This window comes from Stenotrophomonas sp. 89682_Sma, from assembly GCF_056481405.1.
This window is the reverse complement of record NZ_CM151147.1, coordinates 3,299,100-3,317,179: the sequence shown is the minus strand read 5'-3', so window position 1 is coordinate 3,317,179 and position 18,080 is coordinate 3,299,100. Positions and strand designations below refer to the sequence as shown.

General features: G+C 67.7%; 13 protein-coding genes. 12 read left to right on the top strand and 1 reads right to left on the bottom strand.

The window, feature by feature from the left end:
- Window positions 1–61 precede the first annotated feature (61 nt).
- The 9 genes from ACZK29_RS15445 (at window position 62) to ACZK29_RS15405 (ending at window position 14,142) form a co-directional block, all read left to right on the top strand.
- Window positions 62–2,104: a motility hub landmark protein FimV gene (locus ACZK29_RS15445; protein WP_478446217.1), complete on the top strand. Its 2,043-nt coding sequence runs from the start codon at window positions 62–64 to the stop codon at window positions 2,102–2,104.
- A 26-nt stretch (window positions 2,105–2,130) separates the two neighbouring features.
- The gene (locus ACZK29_RS15440) at window positions 2,131–2,493 is read left to right on the top strand and encodes a VOC family protein (protein WP_049429540.1); all 363 of its coding nucleotides are present in this window, start codon (window positions 2,131–2,133) and stop codon (window positions 2,491–2,493) included.
- A gap of 32 nt (window positions 2,494–2,525) precedes the next feature.
- The gene (gene truA, locus ACZK29_RS15435; RefSeq protein ID WP_049429514.1) at window positions 2,526–3,296 is read left to right on the top strand and encodes a tRNA pseudouridine(38-40) synthase TruA; all 771 of its coding nucleotides are present in this window, start codon (window positions 2,526–2,528) and stop codon (window positions 3,294–3,296) included.
- Window positions 3,293–3,949 carry a phosphoribosylanthranilate isomerase gene (locus ACZK29_RS15430; protein WP_049429515.1) on the top strand — a complete coding sequence of 219 codons (657 nt, stop codon included), beginning with the start codon at window positions 3,293–3,295 and terminating at the stop codon, window positions 3,947–3,949. Before truA ends, ACZK29_RS15430 begins: the two co-directional genes overlap by 4 nt.
- Before the next feature lie 168 nt (window positions 3,950–4,117).
- A complete protein-coding gene (locus ACZK29_RS15425) occupies window positions 4,118–4,789 on the top strand; it encodes an OB-fold-containig protein (RefSeq protein ID WP_111204159.1) in 672 nt (223 codons plus the stop codon).
- Window positions 4,789–6,807, top strand: a complete 2,019-nt coding sequence (locus ACZK29_RS15420) for a flotillin family protein (protein ID WP_478446216.1) — start codon at window positions 4,789–4,791, stop codon at window positions 6,805–6,807. Before ACZK29_RS15425 ends, ACZK29_RS15420 begins: the two co-directional genes overlap by 1 nt.
- Window positions 6,808–6,891: 84 nt before the next feature.
- Window positions 6,892–12,288: a DNA repair ATPase gene (locus ACZK29_RS15415; protein ID WP_478446215.1), complete on the top strand. Its 5,397-nt coding sequence runs from the start codon at window positions 6,892–6,894 to the stop codon at window positions 12,286–12,288.
- Between the two features lie 26 nt (window positions 12,289–12,314).
- Entirely contained in the window at window positions 12,315–12,992 is a 678-nt protein-coding gene (locus ACZK29_RS15410) for a hypothetical protein (RefSeq protein WP_239503970.1), read from the top strand.
- A 40-nt stretch (window positions 12,993–13,032) separates the two neighbouring features.
- A complete protein-coding gene (locus tag ACZK29_RS15405; protein ID WP_111112480.1) occupies window positions 13,033–14,142 on the top strand; it encodes a toxic anion resistance protein in 1,110 nt (369 codons plus the stop codon).
- 72 nt (window positions 14,143–14,214) lie between these two features.
- Here the strand turns inward: ACZK29_RS15405 and ACZK29_RS15400 are convergent, their stop codons facing one another.
- Window positions 14,215–15,102 carry a LysR family transcriptional regulator gene (locus ACZK29_RS15400; protein WP_111204162.1) on the bottom strand — a complete coding sequence of 296 codons (888 nt, stop codon included), beginning with the start codon at window positions 15,100–15,102 and terminating at the stop codon, window positions 14,215–14,217.
- Window positions 15,103–15,198: 96 nt separating this feature from the next.
- On the opposite strand from ACZK29_RS15400, the gene trpB reads away from it, so the two are divergent.
- Genes trpB through trpA form a run of 3 tightly spaced genes read left to right on the top strand, consistent with a single transcriptional unit; the run spans window position 15,199 to window position 17,904 of the window.
- Window positions 15,199–16,416: a tryptophan synthase subunit beta gene (gene trpB, locus ACZK29_RS15395; RefSeq protein ID WP_088435905.1), complete on the top strand. Its 1,218-nt coding sequence runs from the start codon at window positions 15,199–15,201 to the stop codon at window positions 16,414–16,416.
- The gene (locus tag ACZK29_RS15390; protein ID WP_111204163.1) at window positions 16,413–17,093 is read left to right on the top strand and encodes a hypothetical protein; all 681 of its coding nucleotides are present in this window, start codon (window positions 16,413–16,415) and stop codon (window positions 17,091–17,093) included. The genes trpB and ACZK29_RS15390 overlap by 4 nt, the downstream gene beginning before the upstream one ends.
- A 1-nt stretch (window position 17,094) precedes the next feature.
- Window positions 17,095–17,904, top strand: coding sequence for a tryptophan synthase subunit alpha (gene trpA / locus ACZK29_RS15385; protein ID WP_111204164.1), 810 nt, complete (start codon window positions 17,095–17,097; stop codon window positions 17,902–17,904).
- Window positions 17,905–18,080: the final 176 nt, after the last annotated feature.

Genomic DNA, 18,080 nt, shown 5'->3' with positions numbered 1-18,080 from the left:
GGGCATGGGCTCGGCTCTACATGGGTGCGGACCGTGGTCCGCACGCTTTATAGTGTCGCCCATGAACAAACGGGCCAGGGGCGCAAAGCGCCCGCTCCTCTATCTTTCCACCGCACTGCTGGCCCTGGCCAGCAGTTCGGCACTCGCATTGGGCCTGGGGGACATCCGTGTCCTGTCCAAGCCGGGGCAGCCGTTGTTGGCCGAAATCCCGGTGGTGTCGGCTGACCCGTCCGAGCTGGAGAACCTGCGCGTCGCACTGGCCTCGCCGGTTACCTTCGAACGCGTCGGCCTGCAGCGGCCGACCGGGCTGGTCAGCGAGCTGCAGTTCGAGCTGACCCGCAATGCCCAGGGCAGGGCGGTGGTGCGGGTGACCTCGCAGGCGCCGGTCGAGACCCCGTCGCTGAGCTTCCTGATCGAAGCCGACTGGGGCCAGGGCCGTCTGGTGCGCGAGTACTCGGCACTGGTCGATGCACCGTCCAGCGCGCTGGCCGTCACCGAGCCCGAGATCGTGGCGCCGGCCGGTACCCTGTCCAACACCATCGCGCGCGAGCCGGCACCCGCGCCTGCTGCAACGGTGCCCGATGTGCCACCGCGGGCGCCTGCCGCGGCACCTGCAGCCACGCCGGCTCGGCCGCGTGCGGAACCTGCACCGGTTGCGGCAGCGCCGGCCGACGGCAGCATCACCGTGCAGCGCGGTCAGACCCTGTCGCAGATCGCCAGCGCGGTGGCGCGTGGCAACCAGGTCAGCCGCGACCGCGCGATGATCGCCTTGCTGCGCGCCAATCCCGAAGCCTTCATCCGTGGCAACGTCAATCTGCTCAAGCAGGGCGCGGTGCTGCGCATGCCGGGCAGCGATGCGCTTGCCGCTGTCGATGCCGCCGAGGCCGCTGCGCTGGTGCGCGAGCACGCTGCGCAATGGCGGCAGGCGCGCACCGTGCCGCAACCAGCGGGTGCGGTCGCGCCGGCCGCCAAGGCGGCAACCGCGAACGCTTCTTCCCCGGCTGCCGCCAACGGGGCACGACTTGAGATCGCTCCGGCGCTGGCGTCCGACGCCGCGCACGCGGGCACAACCACCGGCACCGCTGCCGGCAGCGAGGGTGACATGCTGGGCAACGAACAACTGCGCCAGGCGCGTGAGGACATCGCCACCCGCGATGCCGAGATCGGTGAACTGAAGCAGCGCGTGGCCGATCTGGAGAAGCTGAAGGAGCAGCAGCAGTCGTTGATCGCGATGAAGGACAACGACCTGGCCGCCGCGCAGCAGCGCCTGGCACAGGCGCCGGGTTCCCGTGATGCAGTGACGCCGTGGTACTGGCTGGGCCTGCCGGTGCTGCTGCTGGCAGCAGGCGCCGCCTGGTTGCTGCGCCGTCGCAAGCCTTCGCCGCTGCCCCCGCTGCGCGAAGAGGATGATGCCGCCGGGCTGGCCGCTGCGGTTCCTGCGGGTGCGGCACTGGACACGCTGGCCGAACAGTCTTCATGGTCGTCGGCGGTGGCCGATGGCGGCCGCCAGGAACCGGCGATGCCAGCCTGGGCGAGCGAGCCCGAGGGCCATGCCGAAGCGGCGGTCGATCCGATCGCCGACCACGCGGTGCAGGCCGACTGGAAGGCTGACATGCTGCGCGACGAGGACGTGGTCGTACTGCCCGAGGCGGTGACCGATCTGCCGCGCTGGGACGAGCCCGCGACCGCACGCGAAGATGTTGTTGAAGCGCCGGTACAGGATGAGCCGGCCGCACCAGGGACGCCATCTGAAGTGGCGGTGCCGGACTACGCGCTGCATGCCGAACAGCAGCCGCAGTTCCGCGGCGTGTTCGATCTGCCGGCCGAAGCGCATCAGAACGAGTTCCCGGTTGATGCCAGGCATCATGACGGAATCGACGGTATCGGCACGTCGCATCCCGAGGAGACTGCGGCCAGCGCGGCTGCGGACAACGGCGATGCCGGCTGGCTGCCGCGTGCCGGCCAGGAGCGCCTCGAGCTTGCCATCGCATACCTGGACCTGGGCGACGCGCAGACCGCGCGTACCCTGCTGCTGGAGGTCGCCGAAGGCGGCGATCCGCACAGCCAGGCCCAGGCCCGCGAACTGCTGGCCCGCCTGCCGTGACCGAACCTGCCGACAAGGACCCTGCCATGAGCCGCGAGCGCCGCATCGACTACGTTGAATTCGCCTCCAGCGACCCGGCCGCCAGCCGTGCCTTCTTCGAGAAGGTGTTCGGCTGGTCGTTCGTCGACTATGGCAGCGACTACACCGCGTTCGACGATGGCCGCCTGCAAGGGGGCTTCTTCCGCGGCCAGCCCCAGCGGGCCAGCGACAGTGGCGCACCGCTGCTGGTGCTGTATGCCGACCAGCTGGTGCCGGTCGAAGCGGCGGTGCGCAACGCTGGCGGTGAGATCGTGCGGCCGGTGTTTTCCTTCCCCGGCGGCAGCCGCTTCCAGTTCGTCGAGCCCGGTGGCAACGAACTGGCGGTCTGGTCCGAACGCGATCCGGCCTGAGCGCCGCCCCATACGCAATATCGAGGTAGCACATGCGTTACGCGCTTGGCGTCGAGTACGACGGCAGCGATTTCAGGGGCTGGCAGAACCTGGGCGAGGGCGGTCCCAGCGTGCAGGCCAGCCTTGAGCAGGCCCTGTCGTCGGTGGCCGATGCGCCGCTGCAGGTGGTCTGCGCCGGCCGCACCGATGCCGGCGTGCATGGCCAGTGCCAGGTCGTGCATTTCGATACCGACGTGGTGCGCGATCCGCGCGCCTGGATGCTGGGCACCACCACCCGCCTGCCGCGCTCGATCGCGGTGCGCTGGTGCGTGCCGGTGGCCGATGACTTCCACGCCCGCTTCTCGGCACGCGCACGCCGCTACCGCTACCGCCTGCTCAACCGCGAGGTGCGACCAGCGCTGGACCGGCAGACCCTCAGCTGGGAGCGCCGGGCGCTGGACGAGACCCTGATGCACGCCGCCGGCCAGGCCCTGATCGGCGAGAACGACTTCAGCGCGTTCCGCTCCGTGCAATGCCAGGCGCTGCATGCGCGGCGTGAGCTGCAGTCGCTGCAGGTCAGCCGCCAGGGCGAGGTGATTGAAGTGGCCGTGCAGGGCAATGCATTCCTTCATCACATGGTCCGCAATATCGTCGGATCGTTGATCCTGGTGGGCAGCGGCGAAAAACCGGTGGACTGGATCGCCGAACTGCTGGCCGGGCGCGATCGCACCGTAGCCGGTCCCACCGCACCGCCGCAGGGCCTGGTGTTCCTTGGGCCCCTGTACCCCGACAACTGGCATCTGCCCGCCGAGGTCACGCTATGAGCCGCTCCTACTACCGCACGCGCATCAAGTTCTGTGGCATGACCCGTGCAGGCGATGTCCGCCTGGCCGGTGAGCTGGGCGTGGACGCAGTGGGTTTCATCTTTGCCCGCGAGAGCAGCCGCCGGGTTGCTCCTGCCGAAGCACGCGCGATGCGCCAGGCGATCGCGCCGATGGTCGATGTGGTTGCCCTGTTCCGCAACAACAGCAAGGAAGAGGTGCGCGAGGTGCTGCGCACGGTGCGGCCGACCCTGCTGCAGTTCCACGGCGAGGAAGACGAGAGCTTCTGCCGCAGCTTCAACATGCCCTACCTGAAGGCGATTGCCATGGGGGGCCGGGAAGAGGTCAATGCGCGCACGTTGCAGCTGCGTTACCCCAGCGCGGCGGGGTTCCTGTTCGACAGCCACGCCCCCGGCGGCGGTGGCGGTACCGGCGTGGCCTTCGACTGGGGCCGTATCCCGACCGGCCTGCATCGGCCGTTCCTGCTGGCCGGTGGCCTGAACCCGGAAAACGTCTACGACGCGGTGCTGGCTACGCTGCCGTGGGGCGTGGACGTGTCCAGCGGCATCGAACTGGAGCCGGGCATCAAGGACGGCTACAAGATGCGTACCTTCGTCGAGGAAGTGCGCCGCGCGGACTGCACGGTCCTGGAGTGATTTGCGTCACCATTTGCCGTGATCTGGACCTGGATTTGAGCCTGCACGTATTCTTCACATAGGATGGACCCAAGCGCGCCAGCCATGAGGGCCGGCGCGGGGATCCACGGGGCGCGCTCTGCGCGTTCCGAACGGGCGATCGCCGCCCACAGCCCAGGAAGGCAAGCGATGCAGGAGTTCCTCAGCGTTGTGTTCGGTTTCCCGACCCTGCCGTACAGCATCGTGCTGGCGGTATCGCTGATCTATTGGGGGCTTGCCGCATTTGGCCTGGTCGACGATGGCTTCGGCGACCTTGGCGCCGATGGCGCCCTGGACGGCGGCAACGATCTCAGCGGCCTGTCGGCCCTGCTGCAGCGCTTCGGCCTGGGCGGAGTGCCGGTCATGGTCGTGGTCACGCTGCTGGGCTTCTTCGGCTGGGCGCTGACCTATTTCATCCATCTTTTCGTGCTGCTGCCGTTGCCGGACCTGCTGCGCTGGACGATCGGCGCGGTCGTGGCCGTGCTGGCTCCCCTGCCTGCGGTGCCGGTCACCGCGCTTCTGCTGCACCCCATCCGTCGGTTCCTGCTGCGACTGCGGCCGGTGGCCCAGGCCTCGTTGCTGGGGCGCATCGGTGTGGTCGCCTCGCCGAAAGTGGATGCCCGCAGCGGCCACGCCACCTTCGATGACGGTGGCGCCGGGCTGGTGCTGCAGGTGCGCAGCGACATTGAACTGCAGCGTGGCGAGCGCATCGTGCTGGTCGAGCACGTGGCCGAACAGCATTACTACCGGGTGGTCCGCGCCGATGCGGTCGCCCTCGATTTCCAGGACAACCTGCTTCCGGGCAACAAGGAGAATCACTGATGACGTTGGCAACCATGGCCCCCTTCCTGATCGGCGTCGCCGTCCTGCTGGTCGGGCTGCTCGGCCTGGCCGGCCTGTTCAAGGCCTTTTACCGCAAGGTCGACCAGGGCGTGGCCCTGATCGTCAACGACATGAGCTCCACGCCCAAGGTGCACTTCACCGGTGCGCTGATCATCCCGGTGCTGTACCGCGCCGAGCTGATGCGCATCAGCCTGATCACCCTGCAGATCGACCGCCGCGGCAAGGAAGGCCTGATCTGCCGCGACAACATGCGTGCCGATATCGCCGTGGCCTTCTACCTGCGGGTCAATGAAACCCAGGCCGACGTGCTGCGCGTGGCCAAGGCCATCGGTGCCGATCGTGCCTCGGACAAGCACGCGGTGGACGAGCTGTTCAACGCCAAGTTCTCCGAAGCGCTGAAGACGGTGGGCAAGAAGTTCGACTTCACCGAGCTGTTCGAGAAGCGCCAGGAGTTCCGCGACGAGATCATCGCGGTCATCGGCAACGATCTGAACGGCTATGTGCTGGAGGACGTGGCGATCGACTATCTGGAACAGACGCCGAAGTCGCTGCTGGATCAGTTCAACATCCTCGACGCGCAGGGCATCCGCAAGATCACCGAGCTGACCGCCGCGCAGAACGTGGTGACCAACGAGCTGGAGCAGAACGAGAAGCTCGCCATCACCAAGAAGAACGTGGAAGCGCGTGAGGCGCTGCTGGCGCTGGAACGCCAGCAGGCCGAAGCGGAAGCCCGTCAGAAGCGCGAGATCGAGACCATCCGCGCGCGCGAGGAAGCCGAGACCGCCAAGGTGCAGGAAGAACAGCGCCAGCTGTCCGAGAACGCCCGCATCGAAGCGCAGCAGCTGATCGAGATTCGCGACCAGAACCGCCTGCGCGAAGTGGAAGTGGCCGAGCAGAATCGCCAGCGTGCGGTGGCCATCGAAGCCGAGCGCGTCGAGCGCGCACGCCAGCTGGAGCAGGTCACTACCGACCGTGAAGTGCAGCTGCAGGGCGTGGAACGTGACAAGGTGGTCGAGCAGGGCAAGATGGACGTGGCCAACATCACCCGCGAACGCATCTCCATCGACAAGACCGTGGCCCAGGAAGAAGAGCGCATCAAGGAGGTGCGCGAGGTCTCCGAAGCGGACCGCCAGAAGCAGGTGCTGATTCTGGAAGCCGAGGCCAAGGCGCAGGAATCGCTGGTGCGTGAAGTGAAGGAAGCACAGGCGCGCGAAACCGCGTCCAAGCACCGTGCCGTTGAACTGACCACGCTGGCCCAGGCCGAGCACGAAGCGGCCGGCAAGCAGGCCGAAGCCAAGCGCCTGCTGGCCGATGCGCTGCGTGCCGAACAGGCGGCGCCGGGCCTGGCCGAGGCGCAGGTGCGCGAAGCGTCCGCGCTGGCCATCGAGAAGGTCGGTATTGCCGAAGCGCGCGTGATCGAGGCCAAGGCCGAAGCCAGCCTGAAGCAGGGCAGCAACGAGGCCCGTGTGCTGGCCGAGACGCTGCAGGCGCAGGCCCAGGGCGAAGAAAAGATGGGCCTGGCGCGCGCCACCGCCACCGAATCGCTGGGCAACGCCGAAGCCGGCGTGGTGCAGAAGAAGCTGCTGGCCGAGGCCGAGGGCCTGGTGCGCAAGTTCGAGGCGATCGCTTCGCTGAGCGACCAGGCACGCGGCCACGAAGAGTTCCGCATGATGCTGGACAACAGCCTGAAGCAGGCGCTGGCCTCGATCGAAGCCGGCAAGGAAGTCTCGCGCGAGAACGCCAACGTCATCGCCAGCGCGCTGCGCAACGCCGACATCGATCTGGTCGGTGGCGACGGCGGCATGTTCGAGAACCTGGTCAAGGCGGTATCGCTGGGCAAGTCGATCGAGGGTTTTGCCGGCAAGAGCCCGATCGTGCAGGAGCTGATGCAGCGCTACCTGGGCGTGGCCGTGGCCGAGCCGGCACCGCGCCAGATCGCCGAGGACGCCGAAGCGGTGCCCACCGTGCCGGCCACCGTGGTCGACAGCGCCCGTTGATGCATCGGGCGATGGCCACGCCGCCATCGCCCGCCCGCGCCGGCCGCGACAGCGGCCGTCCGCCCGTGAGCCGGAAGCCTGCTGATGTCTGAAACCCATCCGACCGCCGAACCCACCGCAGCGGAGGCCGGCGGCAACACCGTTGACCAGGCCGTTGCCCAGGGCGGTGCCTACGAAGTCCTGCGCCGCCGCCTGGCCGAACAGGGCCAGCGCCTGCAGGCCCTGGCCGAAACGCTCAACCGCCAGCGCCTGGCCGAGTTCGGCGACAGCCGGCTGGAAGTGGTCGGGCGTTTCCGCATCCGCAGCGAGAACAACTGCGTCGGCCGCGACATCGTGCAGGTGGGCCCGGACCGCCTGCTGTTCGGGTACAACGTCTTCATCGGTCTGAAAACCCAGACCCGCATCGAGGATGTGTTCGGCCTGTACCGGCTGGTGCAGGGCAGTGACGGCTACGACGTCGCTGCGCTGGAGCTGAAGGGCAGCTTCCTCGACCAGCCCGGCTTCGTGCACGACTTCAACGAGCTGTACGCCTACTACAAGCACGCGCGCCTGCTGCAGCTGATCGTGGTCGGCGACAAGCTGCTGGCGTCGTTCCAGATCGGCGAGCGCAGCAGCGATGTGCGCGTGTTCCGCTGGGCGCTGTCGCGCGAAGGCGAACTGACCTATCTGGACGCGCGCGGCGAACGCGATATCGCACTGCCGCCGCCGTTCGATTTCGAATGGACCCGGGCCACGCGTGACCTGGCGGTCAGCGGCCGCCATTCGCACCTGAACATCCTCGACACCCTGTTCGTGGAAACCACCGGCGGTGACCTCACCATCAAGGTGGAGAACAACACCGAGACCGGGCAGGGCATCTACAGCGAACCGGTAGAGGACAGCACGCAGTCGCTGGACGATGCTCAGTTCGAGTTCGCCCGCGTCGGTTCGCTGCTGCTGTTGAAGGTGCTGCCCTATCGCGAAACCGTGTGGCGTGGGTTGATCTACAACACGCTTACCGGCGACATCGTGCGCAACGATGCAATCGTGCAGGCCTGCGTGCAGCTGCCCGAAGACCACGGCGTGATCTTCCCGGGCGGTTATTACCTGCAGGGCGGTGAGCACAAGGCGTTCGACGCCTCGATGGCCGGCATGCAGTTCAAGCGCAGCATCCGCTCGCCCAACGGCGAGGACGTGCTGTACATCTTCTACGAACGCGAGGGCGGTCGCTCGGCGCTGTTCGTGTACAACACCATCCAGCGCGTGCTGCAGAACCCCGTGTTCGGCCACGGCTATGCCTTCCTGCAGGATGGGCGCATGGTGTTGTTCCATGCCGAGGGTGCCGAGCCGACCCGCATCCATCCGATGCAGGTGTGGCAGACGCCGTTCAGCAGCGACGAATTCGCTGCCAGCCGACCGCCCGGCAACACCTTCATGGGCCGCATCGGCAATGCCGAACTGGTGCGCGGCATCTCCAACCTGTTCAACCTGGCGCGCGAGATCGACGGTCAGGACGTGTCGGTGCAGCGCTACCAGCGCCTGGTAGCCGATACCCGCCGCCTGTTCGACACCCACCACTGGCTGGGCGACGAGGCCTGCTATGGTGCCGAGGCGCTGCTGCGGCAGATCAGCGCCACCGGCGAATCGGTGCTGGACGAATACGAGAAGGTGCAGTCGATCCGCCAGCAGTCGGCGCAGGCGATGGTCGACGCCGAGGCCACGCACAAGGCCCTGCTGGGTCGCCTGCAGCCGCAGAACTGGAACGAGGTGCAGGCCTTCGTCGAGGCGCTGAACGAAATCACCGCGCTGCGCGGGCGGCTGCTGACCATCCGCGAGCTGCGCTATATCGATACCGCGCGCATCGAGGCCATGGCTGCCGAACTGGTGCAGGCCCAGGACCGCGTCGGTGCGGCAACCGGTGAATTCCTGGCCGGCGATGCCGCACTGGCACCGCTGGGCAGCCGCCTGCAGGCACTGGATGACGCCGCCCAGCAGGCCAGCAGCGCGCGCCAGCTGGACGAGCAGCTGGACGGCATGCGCGCCATGGCCGCCGACCTGGACATGCTGTCCGAACTGATGGCCGGGCTGAAGGTGGACGACGCCACCGCGCGCACCCGCGTGGTCGAATCCATTTCCGCGCTGTACGGGCGGCTGAACCAGGCGCGCACCCGCGCCGAACAGCGCCGCCGCACCCTCGGTTCGGCCGAGGCCGTGGCGCAGTTCGCCGCCCAGTTCGCGTTGTTCTCGCAGTCCATCACCAGCGCGCTGGCGGTGGCCAACGATCCGGAAAGGGCCGACGAACAGCTGTCGCGCCTGCTGGTGCAGCTGGAAGGACTGGAGAGCCAGTTCGGCGAGCATGAGCAGTTCCTCGGCGACATCCTCAGCAAGCGCGAAGAACTGGTCGAGGCCTTCGAAACGCACAAGCAGGCGCTGCTGGACGACCGCCAGCGCAAGGCGCGTTCGGTACTGGATGCCGCCAACCGCATCCTCGATGGACTGGCCAAGCGCACCGAGCGTTTCGCCACCGCCGATGAACTCAATGCGTTCTTCGCCGGCGATCCGTTGATCCTCAAGCTGCGCGAGCTGGCCGAGCGGCTGCGCACGCTGCGCGACAATGTCAAGGCCGATGACATCGAGGCGCGCCTGAAGGGCGTGCGCGACCAGGCCGTGCGCCAGCTGCGCGATCGCAGCGACCTGTACGAAGCCGGTGGCAACGTGGTCCGGCTTGGCCCGCGCCACCGCTTCAGCGTCAACACCCAGGCCCTGGACCTGACCCTGTTGCCGCGCGGCGACACGCTGGCCATCCACCTGACCGGCACTGACTTCCTGGAAACCCTGCACGATCCGGAACTGGAGGCACTCAAGCCGTTCTGGCCGGTGACGCTGGATTCGGAATCCGATGCGATCTACCGCGGCGAATACCTGGCCGGCAGCCTGCTGCTGGCCGCACAGCAGGGCCACGATGGGCTCGACCTGGCCCAGCTGCAGCACGATGTCGCCACACCCGAAGCACTGGATCAGCGCGTTCGTGCCTTCGCTGCGCCGCGCTATCGCGAAGGCTACGAGCGCGGCATCCACGACCACGACGCCGCGCTGATCCTGCGCGCGCTGCTGCCCTTGCAGCGGTCTGCGGGCACGCTGCGTCACGCCCCGCGGGTGCGCGCGCTGGCCCTGCTGTTCTGGGCGGCGCAGCAGCGCGAAGAAGCGGTACTGCAATGGCCCAGCCGCCAGGCCGGAGCGGAAACCATCGCTCGCCTGTTCGGCTCCGACGAAGGGCGTGACGCCCTGCGCGCGGAAATGGCTGCTGCGCTGAGTGCGTTCGCGCAGTCGCAGTCATTGCCCTTCGACGAAGAAGCCGCCGAGGCGGCGGCCGCCTATCTGGGCGAAGAACTGGTCAACGGCGAACCCGTGTTCAGCACCAGCAAGCATGCCCAGGCCCTGCTGGAGGCCCTGGCCCATCAGCTGGACCAGGCCGGGCAGCGCGAAGTACTGGAGCGCGCCCTGCAGCGTACGCAGGATCCGCTGGCCGCGCGCTGGGCACTGGCCGGGCAATGGCTGCGCGCGCTGGCCGGCCTGCCTGCACAGGCCGCGCATGCCGGTTATGCGGACGAGGCCGCTGCGCTGCTGCTGGTGCAGCGCCAGCTGCGCACGCGGGCCAGCGATGCGCCGCTGCGCGTGGACGTACCGGGCCTGCTTGGCGAACACCCGCGCATCCACAACGGCTCGCTGTCGTTGTCGCTGGATGACTTCCTGGCGCGCCTGCAGCACCATCTCAAGCGCTTCGTGCCGGATTTCCACGCCTACCAGGCCGTGCGCCAGGGCATCATCAACCGCGAGCGGCAGACCCTGCGCCTGTCCGAATTCAAGGCGCGGCCGCTGTCTTCGTTCGTCCGCAACAAGCTGATCAACGATGTCTACCTGGGCGTGATCGGCGACAACCTGGCCAAGCAGATGGGCACGGTCGGCGAGAACAAGCGCAGCGACCTGATGGGCCTGCTGATGATGATCTCGCCCCCGGGCTATGGCAAAACCACGCTGATGGAATACGTGGCGCACCGGCTGGGCCTGGTCTTCATGAAGATCAACGGCCCGGCGCTGGGTCACGAGGTGCGTTCGCTGGACCCGGCACAGGCGCCCGATGCCACCTCGCGGCAGGAACTGGAAAAGCTCAACCTGGCGCTGGAGATGGGCAACAACACCATGCTGTATGTCGACGACATCCAGCACACCCATCCCGAGTTCCTGCAGAAGTTCATCTCGCTGTGCGACGGCACGCGCCGCATCGAAGGCGTGTGGCGTGGCCGCACCCGCACCTACGACATGCGTGGCAAGAAGTTCTGCGTGGTCATGGCCGGCAATCCGTACACCGAATCCGGTGAGGTGTTCAAGATTCCGGACATGCTGGCCAATCGCGCCGACATCTACAACCTCGGCGATGTTCTGGGTGGCATGGAAGCGTCGTTCACCCTGAGCTACATCGAGAACAGCCTGACGTCCAACCCGGTCCTGGCGCCGCTGGCCACGCGTGACATGGCCGACCTGTATGTGCTGGTTGATCGCGCGATGGGCAAGGACGTGTCCACCAATGGCCTCAGTCATGCTTACAGCAGCGCCGAGATCAACGAGATCACCGCCACCCTGCAGCGCATGCTGCGCGTTCGCGACGTGGTCTACCGGGTCAACCAGCAGTACATCGCCAGTGCCGCGCAGGACGATCGTTACCGTACCGAGCCGCCGTTCCGGCTGCAGGGCAGCTACCGCAACATGAACAAGCTGGCGGAGAAGATCTCGCCGGTGATGAACGAGGATGAGCTGCAGCAGCTGATCTCCGACCACTACCTGGGCGAGGCGCAGCTGCTGACCACCGGCGCCGAGGAGAACCTGCTGAAGCTGGCCGAACTGCGCGGCGTGCTGGATGAGGTGCAGTCGCAGCGCTGGGCTCAGATCAAGCGTGATTTCCTGCGCAACAAGGCCATGGGAGCCGACGACAGCGATGTCGGTGGACGCGTGGTCGCGCAGTTGGCGGACATCGCCAGCGCGTTGCAGCTGCCGCCGGCGGCGCCGGAGGTGGCCCCCGTTGCCGCCGCCGAACCAGCGCCGTGGCCGGCATTGCTGGAGGCGCTGCAGCGCCTCTCCGAAACACGCCCTGCACTCGCTGCGCCGGAGCCGGTCGCGATTGCCCACGGCGCGCCGGCCACGCTGCTGGCCGAAGATCTGCAGGCCGGGTTGGCGCCTCTGGTTGAACTGCTGGTGGCATCACAGGCGCAGCAGGCACAGGTGTCGCAGACCCTGGCGGCGTTCGCCGGTTGGGCGCGGCAGCAGGTCGAGCGCGGCGGCTCCAGCGGCGCGGTGCCGCCGCGTGCACGCGTACGCCGTGCGGCGACGCCGGAAGAACGCGCACTGGATGAAGCGCTGATGCGCCACTTCTACGGCGAATCGCTGCCGCCGGAAGACAGCGAGGGCGGCCTGGCATCGACACCGAAGCCGCCGCCGCTGCCGTGATACCCCAGGCGCCACTTCCGTCACCGGTGTTGCCGGACACGACCGATATCGCCGTGCTGGCCGATTACGGTACGCCGCTGCTGCAGGCACTTGCGCAGCGGGCCGTCACGTTGCCCTCGGTTGCGGGTGAAGGCCTGGTGGCCGCGCTGGCGCGTATCGCTCTGGCCCTGCAGGCGGGGAACCCTGCGCAGATCCGGCGACAGGAAGGCTGGTGGGGGCGCCTGCTTGGGCGCGATGTTGACCGCGAGGCGGAAGGGCACGCGCTGCAGTCGCAACTGGGGGTGCTGGCGCTGCAGGCGCGCGAGCAGGCCCAGCACCTGCAGCATTGCCAGCAGCAGCGAGCCCTGGCCATCGTTGAACGTTCAGAGGCGGCCACAGCACTGGACGCCTGGGCCGAGCTGGGCGCATCACGGCTGGCGCAGTGTGATGCGTCCGGGCATGCCGCGCTGTCGCAACGGCTGGATCACCTGCGCCGGCTGGCGACCCTGCATCGCGCCGAAGCCGGTCAATGGCAGCTGCTGCTGGACCAGGACACGGTGCTGCTGCAGCGTTTCGCGCGCATCCATGATGTCCTGCTGCCCGCCTGGCGACAGGCCGCACTGGCCGACCAGAGCGCTGCAGGTTCTGCATTGGCGGGGAAGGCGGCTGCGTTGCACGCCCAGATCGGTGACGAGGTTGCGGCCGCTCAGGCTAGACTGCGCTGAATCGGCTACAGCCGCTTACCCATTTCAAGGAGATCGCCCGATGGTCCAGGACAGTCAGAGCCCCGGCACGCTGGTACCCGCCAACACTGCCGTTTCCACGCTCGACGAAGGCACGCTGAAGGCACTTGGCCTGGTCCATGAGGATCTGCCGCGCATCGCCGAGATCCGCCGTGAGCTGGATGACCTGCGCCCGGGCAACCTGCAGGTGTTCGGTCGCGACGCCGCCAACCGCACGGCCGCGTTCTCCAGCCAGCTGCTGGACCAGGTGCGCAATCGTGATCTCGATGCCAGTGGTGAAAAGCTGGGTGAAGTCGTGCGCATCGCGCGCAGCCTCAAGCTCGACGGATTCGCGCAGCGTTCCAGGGTGCCGTTGATTGGAGGGCTGATCGATCGGTTGCGCGCATCCAAGGGTGAACTGGTGCAGAAGTTCAGCGACACCAATGCGCAGATCGAGCAGCTGCTGGGAGACGTCGGCGCGCAGCAGGTGCTGATGGGCAAGCGTGTGGGCGAGTTCGACCGCATGCACGATATCGTCCGTGAGGAACGCCATGCTCTGGGTCTGTATGCCGCTGCGGGCAAGCAGCGGCTGGCCGAACTGCAGACCGAGCAGCTGGCCGGGCAGGGCAGTGAGGACCCGCAGCAGCGGATCCGCCTGGGCGAGGTCGAAAATGCGATCCGCCTGATCGACAAGCGGGTGTCCGACCTGCAGCTGATGCAGCATGCCGCCGACCAGTCGCTGCCGATGATCCGCCTGATCCAGGCCAATGCACTGCAGCTGATCGAGAAGTTCAACACGGTCCGCGAGATCACCATCCCGTCGTGGAAGCGCCAGTTCGCGATCCAGTTGTCACTGGGCGAGCAGAAGACCGCCGCGGAGCTGGCCAGCGCCATCGACGACGCGACCAACGAACTGATGCGCCGCAACGCGGACCTGATGCGCCAGGCCTCGGTGGATACCGCACGCAGCAACCAGCGCGGCGTGATCGACGTGGCCACGCTGCGCCATGTCCACGACCAGCTGATCGCCACGGTGGAAGAAGTGCGCAGCATCCATCGTGAGGGGATGCAGCAGCGGCAGCAGGCGGAAGTGGAACTGTCGCGCCTGCGTGAAGACCTGCAGCAGCGACTGGCGACCCCCGCCGCCAGCTGAAAAAAGGGGGCGGAGGGGATCAAGTCGTTTGTGCCACTTACGACTTGATCCCCTCCGTCCCCTTTTTCATTGTCAGCGCAGCTGCTGGCTCGCCCAGTCCGCCAGTGCTTCCACGCGTGAGTTGGCCGGGCCATCCGGCCATGCCAGTACCCAGAAGCCGCCGGTGGCGGCAAATCCCCAGGGCGCGACCAGGCGGCCTGCCGCTAGGTCCTCGGCCACCAGCGGCTCCGGCGCGATCGCCGGGCCCAGCCCGGCTACCGCGGCTTCCAACAGGTAGTACAGGTGCTCGAAGGCAGTGCCCAGCTGCAGCTTCGACACGTCCAGGTCGTACGCCTGTGCCCATGCCGGCCATGCCTGCGGCCGTGAGCTGGTGTGAAGCAGCGTCTCCTGCAGCAGCGCCGAGGGCGGTGCATGCCGCAGGCGCTGCGCCGCCGGATGCGATGGCGCCACCACCACGCCAACCCGTTCCGGTGCCAACTCGCGTACCTGCCAACCCCGTGGCCACGGGCCCTGCGCCAGCAGCAGCACGGCGTCCAGCGCCGCCTGCGCTTCGGTGAAACTGCCATCCAGCGCCGACCACTGCAGGCGCACGCCGGGCAGGGCGGCCTGCAGCGCTGGCAGACGTGGAATCATCCAGCGCGCCAGCACGCTGCCACTGCAGCCCAGTACCAGCGCTGGAGAGGCTGCCGGCCGTCGCAGTTCGCGCACGCAGTCTTCGATGCCGCTGAATGCCTCGCCGCAGGCTGCCTGCAGGCGGGTGCCGGCGACGGTCAGGCGCAGGCCACGACCGGCCCGTTGGAACAACGCCAGGCCAAGGTGATCCTCCAGCAGCTTCAACTGCCGACTGACCGCACCGTGGGTGACGTGCAGGTCCTGCGCGGCGCGACCAACGCCGCCGAGACGGGCCGTGGCCTCGAACGCGCGCAGTGCATTGAGTGGAGGCAGCAGGGAACGGCTCATGTGAGATTTCCTGACGATATGCGCCAGATAATATCCATTTTCCGGTCACGACCCGTGCGCTAGAGTATCCACCTGTCTGAACCACTGGTCGTATCCATGTCTGCCTCCCCCATTGCCGACTATCACGCTTTCCCGGATGCCCAGGGCCACTTCGGCCGCTACGGCGGCAGTTTCGTTGCCGAAACCCTGGTCGGCCCGCTGCAGGAACTGGCCCAGGCCTATGACCAGGCGCGCCAGGATCCCGCATTCCAGCTGGCCTACGACCGCGACCTGGCCCATTACGTGGGCCGGCCGAGCCCGATCTATCATGCCCAGCGCCTGAGCGATCACGTCGGCGGCGCGCAGATCCTGCTCAAGCGCGAGGACCTGAACCACACTGGCGCGCACAAGATCAACAACACCATCGGCCAGGCCCTGCTGGCGGCGCGGATGGGCAAGAAGCGCATCATTGCCGAAACCGGCGCCGGCCAGCATGGCGTGGCCAGCGCCACCGTCGCCGCGCGGCTGGGCCTGGAATGCGTGGTGTACATGGGCGCCACCGACATCGAGCGGCAGAAGATCAACGTCTACCGCATGAAGCTGCTGGGCGCGACGGTGGTGCCGGTCACCTCCGGCTCGGCCACCCTGAAGGACGCGCTCAACGAAGCCATGCGCGACTGGGTGACCAACGTGCAGGACACCTTCTACATCATCGGCACCGTGGCCGGCCCGGATCCGTATCCGCGCATGGTCCGTGACTTCAATGCCATCGTCGGCCGTGAGGCGCGCGAGCAGATGCTGGCCGAGTACGGCCGCCTGCCGGATGCGATCACCGCCTGCGTGGGCGGCGGCAGCAATGCGATCGGCCTGTTCCATGCCTTCCTCAACGATCGCCAGGTTGAGATCGTCGGCGCTGAAGCGGCAGGTGATGGCATCAGCACCGGCCGTCACGCCGCCTCGATCGCTGCCGGTCGCCCAGGCGTGCTGCACGGCAACCGCACCTATGTGCTGTGCGATGACGACGGCCAGATCATCGAGACCCATTCGGTGTCGGCAGGCCTGGACTATCCGGGCGTCGGCCCGGAGCACGCGTTCCTGGCCGATACCGGTCGCGCACGCTATCTGGGCATCACTGACGAGGAAGCGCTGCAGGCATTCCATCTGCTGGCCCACACCGAAGGCATCCTGCCGGCGCTGGAGTCCAGCCACGCGCTGGCGCAGGCGATCAAGCTGGCGCGTGAGCGTCCGCGCGACCAGATCGTCCTCTGCAATCTGTCCGGCCGTGGTGACAAGGACGTGCATACGATTGCCGCGCGCGAAGGGCTGGTCCTATGAGCGCGCTGTTGCGGAACAGCGGCGTACTTCTGCTGGCACTGGGCCTGGCCGCGTGCCAGCCGCCGGAACCACCAGTGCTTGCGCCGGCTGCCAAGGCCACCACGCAGCCCGCACAGCAGCCGGCCGCCAATGATGACCTGGATCCGATGGCGCGTACGCCCATCGTCGATCCGCCGTCCGAAGAGGAGACGAACAGCGATGACGCGCCGGCGGTGGCGTCGGTGGCGCTGGACCACGCCGGTGACGTGCTGGTTGGCCAGCATATGGGGGACCTGAAGTCACTGGGACCCTGGCAGGCACAGGGCGCGAAAGAGTTCTTCGAAGGCGACTGCGAGTACTACGACGGCAGGGGGCTGCCGCCGGGCGTGTCGATGATGACCGACGACGACCGCGTGGTCCGTTTTGACCTGAAGCCGGGCGACGACCCGGAGCTGCCGGTTGAACAGCCCGGTCCGTTCGGCCTGCGCATCGGCATGACCCGTGCCCAGGCCATGGCCCTGTTCCCGAAGCCGCCGGTATCCAGCCCGCATGCCTACGACGGTGACCAGGGTGAGTACCTCACCTGGCAGGATCCGGGTTCGGACCTGGGCATCCGCCTGGAACTGTATGAAGGGAAGGTCACCCGGATGTACTGGGGAACCAGCGATGCGATTGAACTGATTGAAGGATGTGCCTGAGATGCCCGTATCCCGACTCGATGCCTGTTTCCAGCGCCTGCGCGAGCAGCAGCGCAAGGCACTTATCCCCTTCGTCACCGCCGGTGATCCCTCGTTGGAGGCCACTGTGCCGGTCATGCACGCGCTGGTCGAGGCCGGTGCCGATGTGATCGAACTGGGCGTGCCGTTCTCCGACCCGATGGCCGATGGCCCGACCATCCAGCGCAGCTCCGAACGCGCGCTGGCACGGGGAGCCGGCAGCCGCTACGTGCTGCAGGCCGTGGCGCAGTTCCGCGAGCGTGACGTGCAGACGCCGGTGGTACTGATGGGCTACCTGAACCCGGTGGAGATCCACGGCTACGCGGCCTTCGCCAAGGCGGCCGTGGAGGCCGGCGTGGATGGTGTGCTGCTGGTCGACCTGCCGCCGGAAGAAGCCGGTGAAGCGCAGCAGGCCTTCGATGCAGCCGGCCTGGCACTGGTGCTGCTGGCCTCGCCGACCACCAGCGAGGCGCGTGCCGACAAGCTGCTGGCGCTGGCCCGTGGCTATCTCTATTACGTCAGCTTTGCCGGTGTCACCGGCGCGTCCGAGCGCCTGGACAGCGATGCTGCCAGTGCCCGTCTGCAGGCGTTGCGCGCGCGCGCTTCAGTGCCGGTAGTGGCGGGTTTCGGCATCAAGGATGCCGCCAGTGCCGCGGCCATGGCGCGCCAGGCCGACGGTGTAGTGGTGGGCAGCGCGCTGGTGGCGGTGCTGGCCGATGCGGATTCGGCCGAAGACGCAGCCCAGCGTGCTCGGACCTTCCTGGCCCCTCTGCGCCAGGCGCTGGACGCGTAATGGTAGCGCTGGGTCATGCGCGGCGGTGCGGGAGACAGGACATCCGCCGGGCATGGCCCGGCGCTACCCAGCACCTAAACGTACGTCCCAGCATGGTTTTTCCCAGCCCCCCCCATGCCCGGCAAGGGGGTGCACGGGCGGGGAAAGCGGAGCTAGACTGTCCGCCTTTGCGGCCC

Bases quoted from the DNA above. Each gene is read 5' to 3' on its own strand.
- truA (WP_049429514.1), top strand. From the start codon at position 2,526: ATGCGTTACGCGCTTGGCGTCGAGTACGACGGCAGCGATTTCAGGGGC.
- ACZK29_RS15400 (WP_111204162.1), bottom strand. From the start codon at position 15,102: ATGAGCCGTTCCCTGCTGCCTCCACTCAATGCACTGCGCGCGTTCGAG.
- ACZK29_RS15390 (WP_111204163.1), top strand. From the start codon at position 16,413: ATGAGCGCGCTGTTGCGGAACAGCGGCGTACTTCTGCTGGCACTGGGC.
- ACZK29_RS15405 (WP_111112480.1), top strand. From the start codon at position 13,033: ATGGTCCAGGACAGTCAGAGCCCCGGCACGCTGGTACCCGCCAACACT.
- ACZK29_RS15420 (WP_478446216.1), top strand. From the start codon at position 4,789: ATGACGTTGGCAACCATGGCCCCCTTCCTGATCGGCGTCGCCGTCCTG.
- ACZK29_RS15425 (WP_111204159.1), top strand. From the start codon at position 4,118: ATGCAGGAGTTCCTCAGCGTTGTGTTCGGTTTCCCGACCCTGCCGTAC.
- ACZK29_RS15445 (WP_478446217.1), top strand. From the start codon at position 62: ATGAACAAACGGGCCAGGGGCGCAAAGCGCCCGCTCCTCTATCTTTCC.
- ACZK29_RS15430 (WP_049429515.1), top strand. From the start codon at position 3,293: ATGAGCCGCTCCTACTACCGCACGCGCATCAAGTTCTGTGGCATGACC.
- ACZK29_RS15440 (WP_049429540.1), top strand. From the start codon at position 2,131: ATGAGCCGCGAGCGCCGCATCGACTACGTTGAATTCGCCTCCAGCGAC.
- trpB (WP_088435905.1), top strand. From the start codon at position 15,199: ATGTCTGCCTCCCCCATTGCCGACTATCACGCTTTCCCGGATGCCCAG.
- trpA (WP_111204164.1), top strand. From the start codon at position 17,095: ATGCCCGTATCCCGACTCGATGCCTGTTTCCAGCGCCTGCGCGAGCAG.
- ACZK29_RS15415 (WP_478446215.1), top strand. From the start codon at position 6,892: ATGTCTGAAACCCATCCGACCGCCGAACCCACCGCAGCGGAGGCCGGC.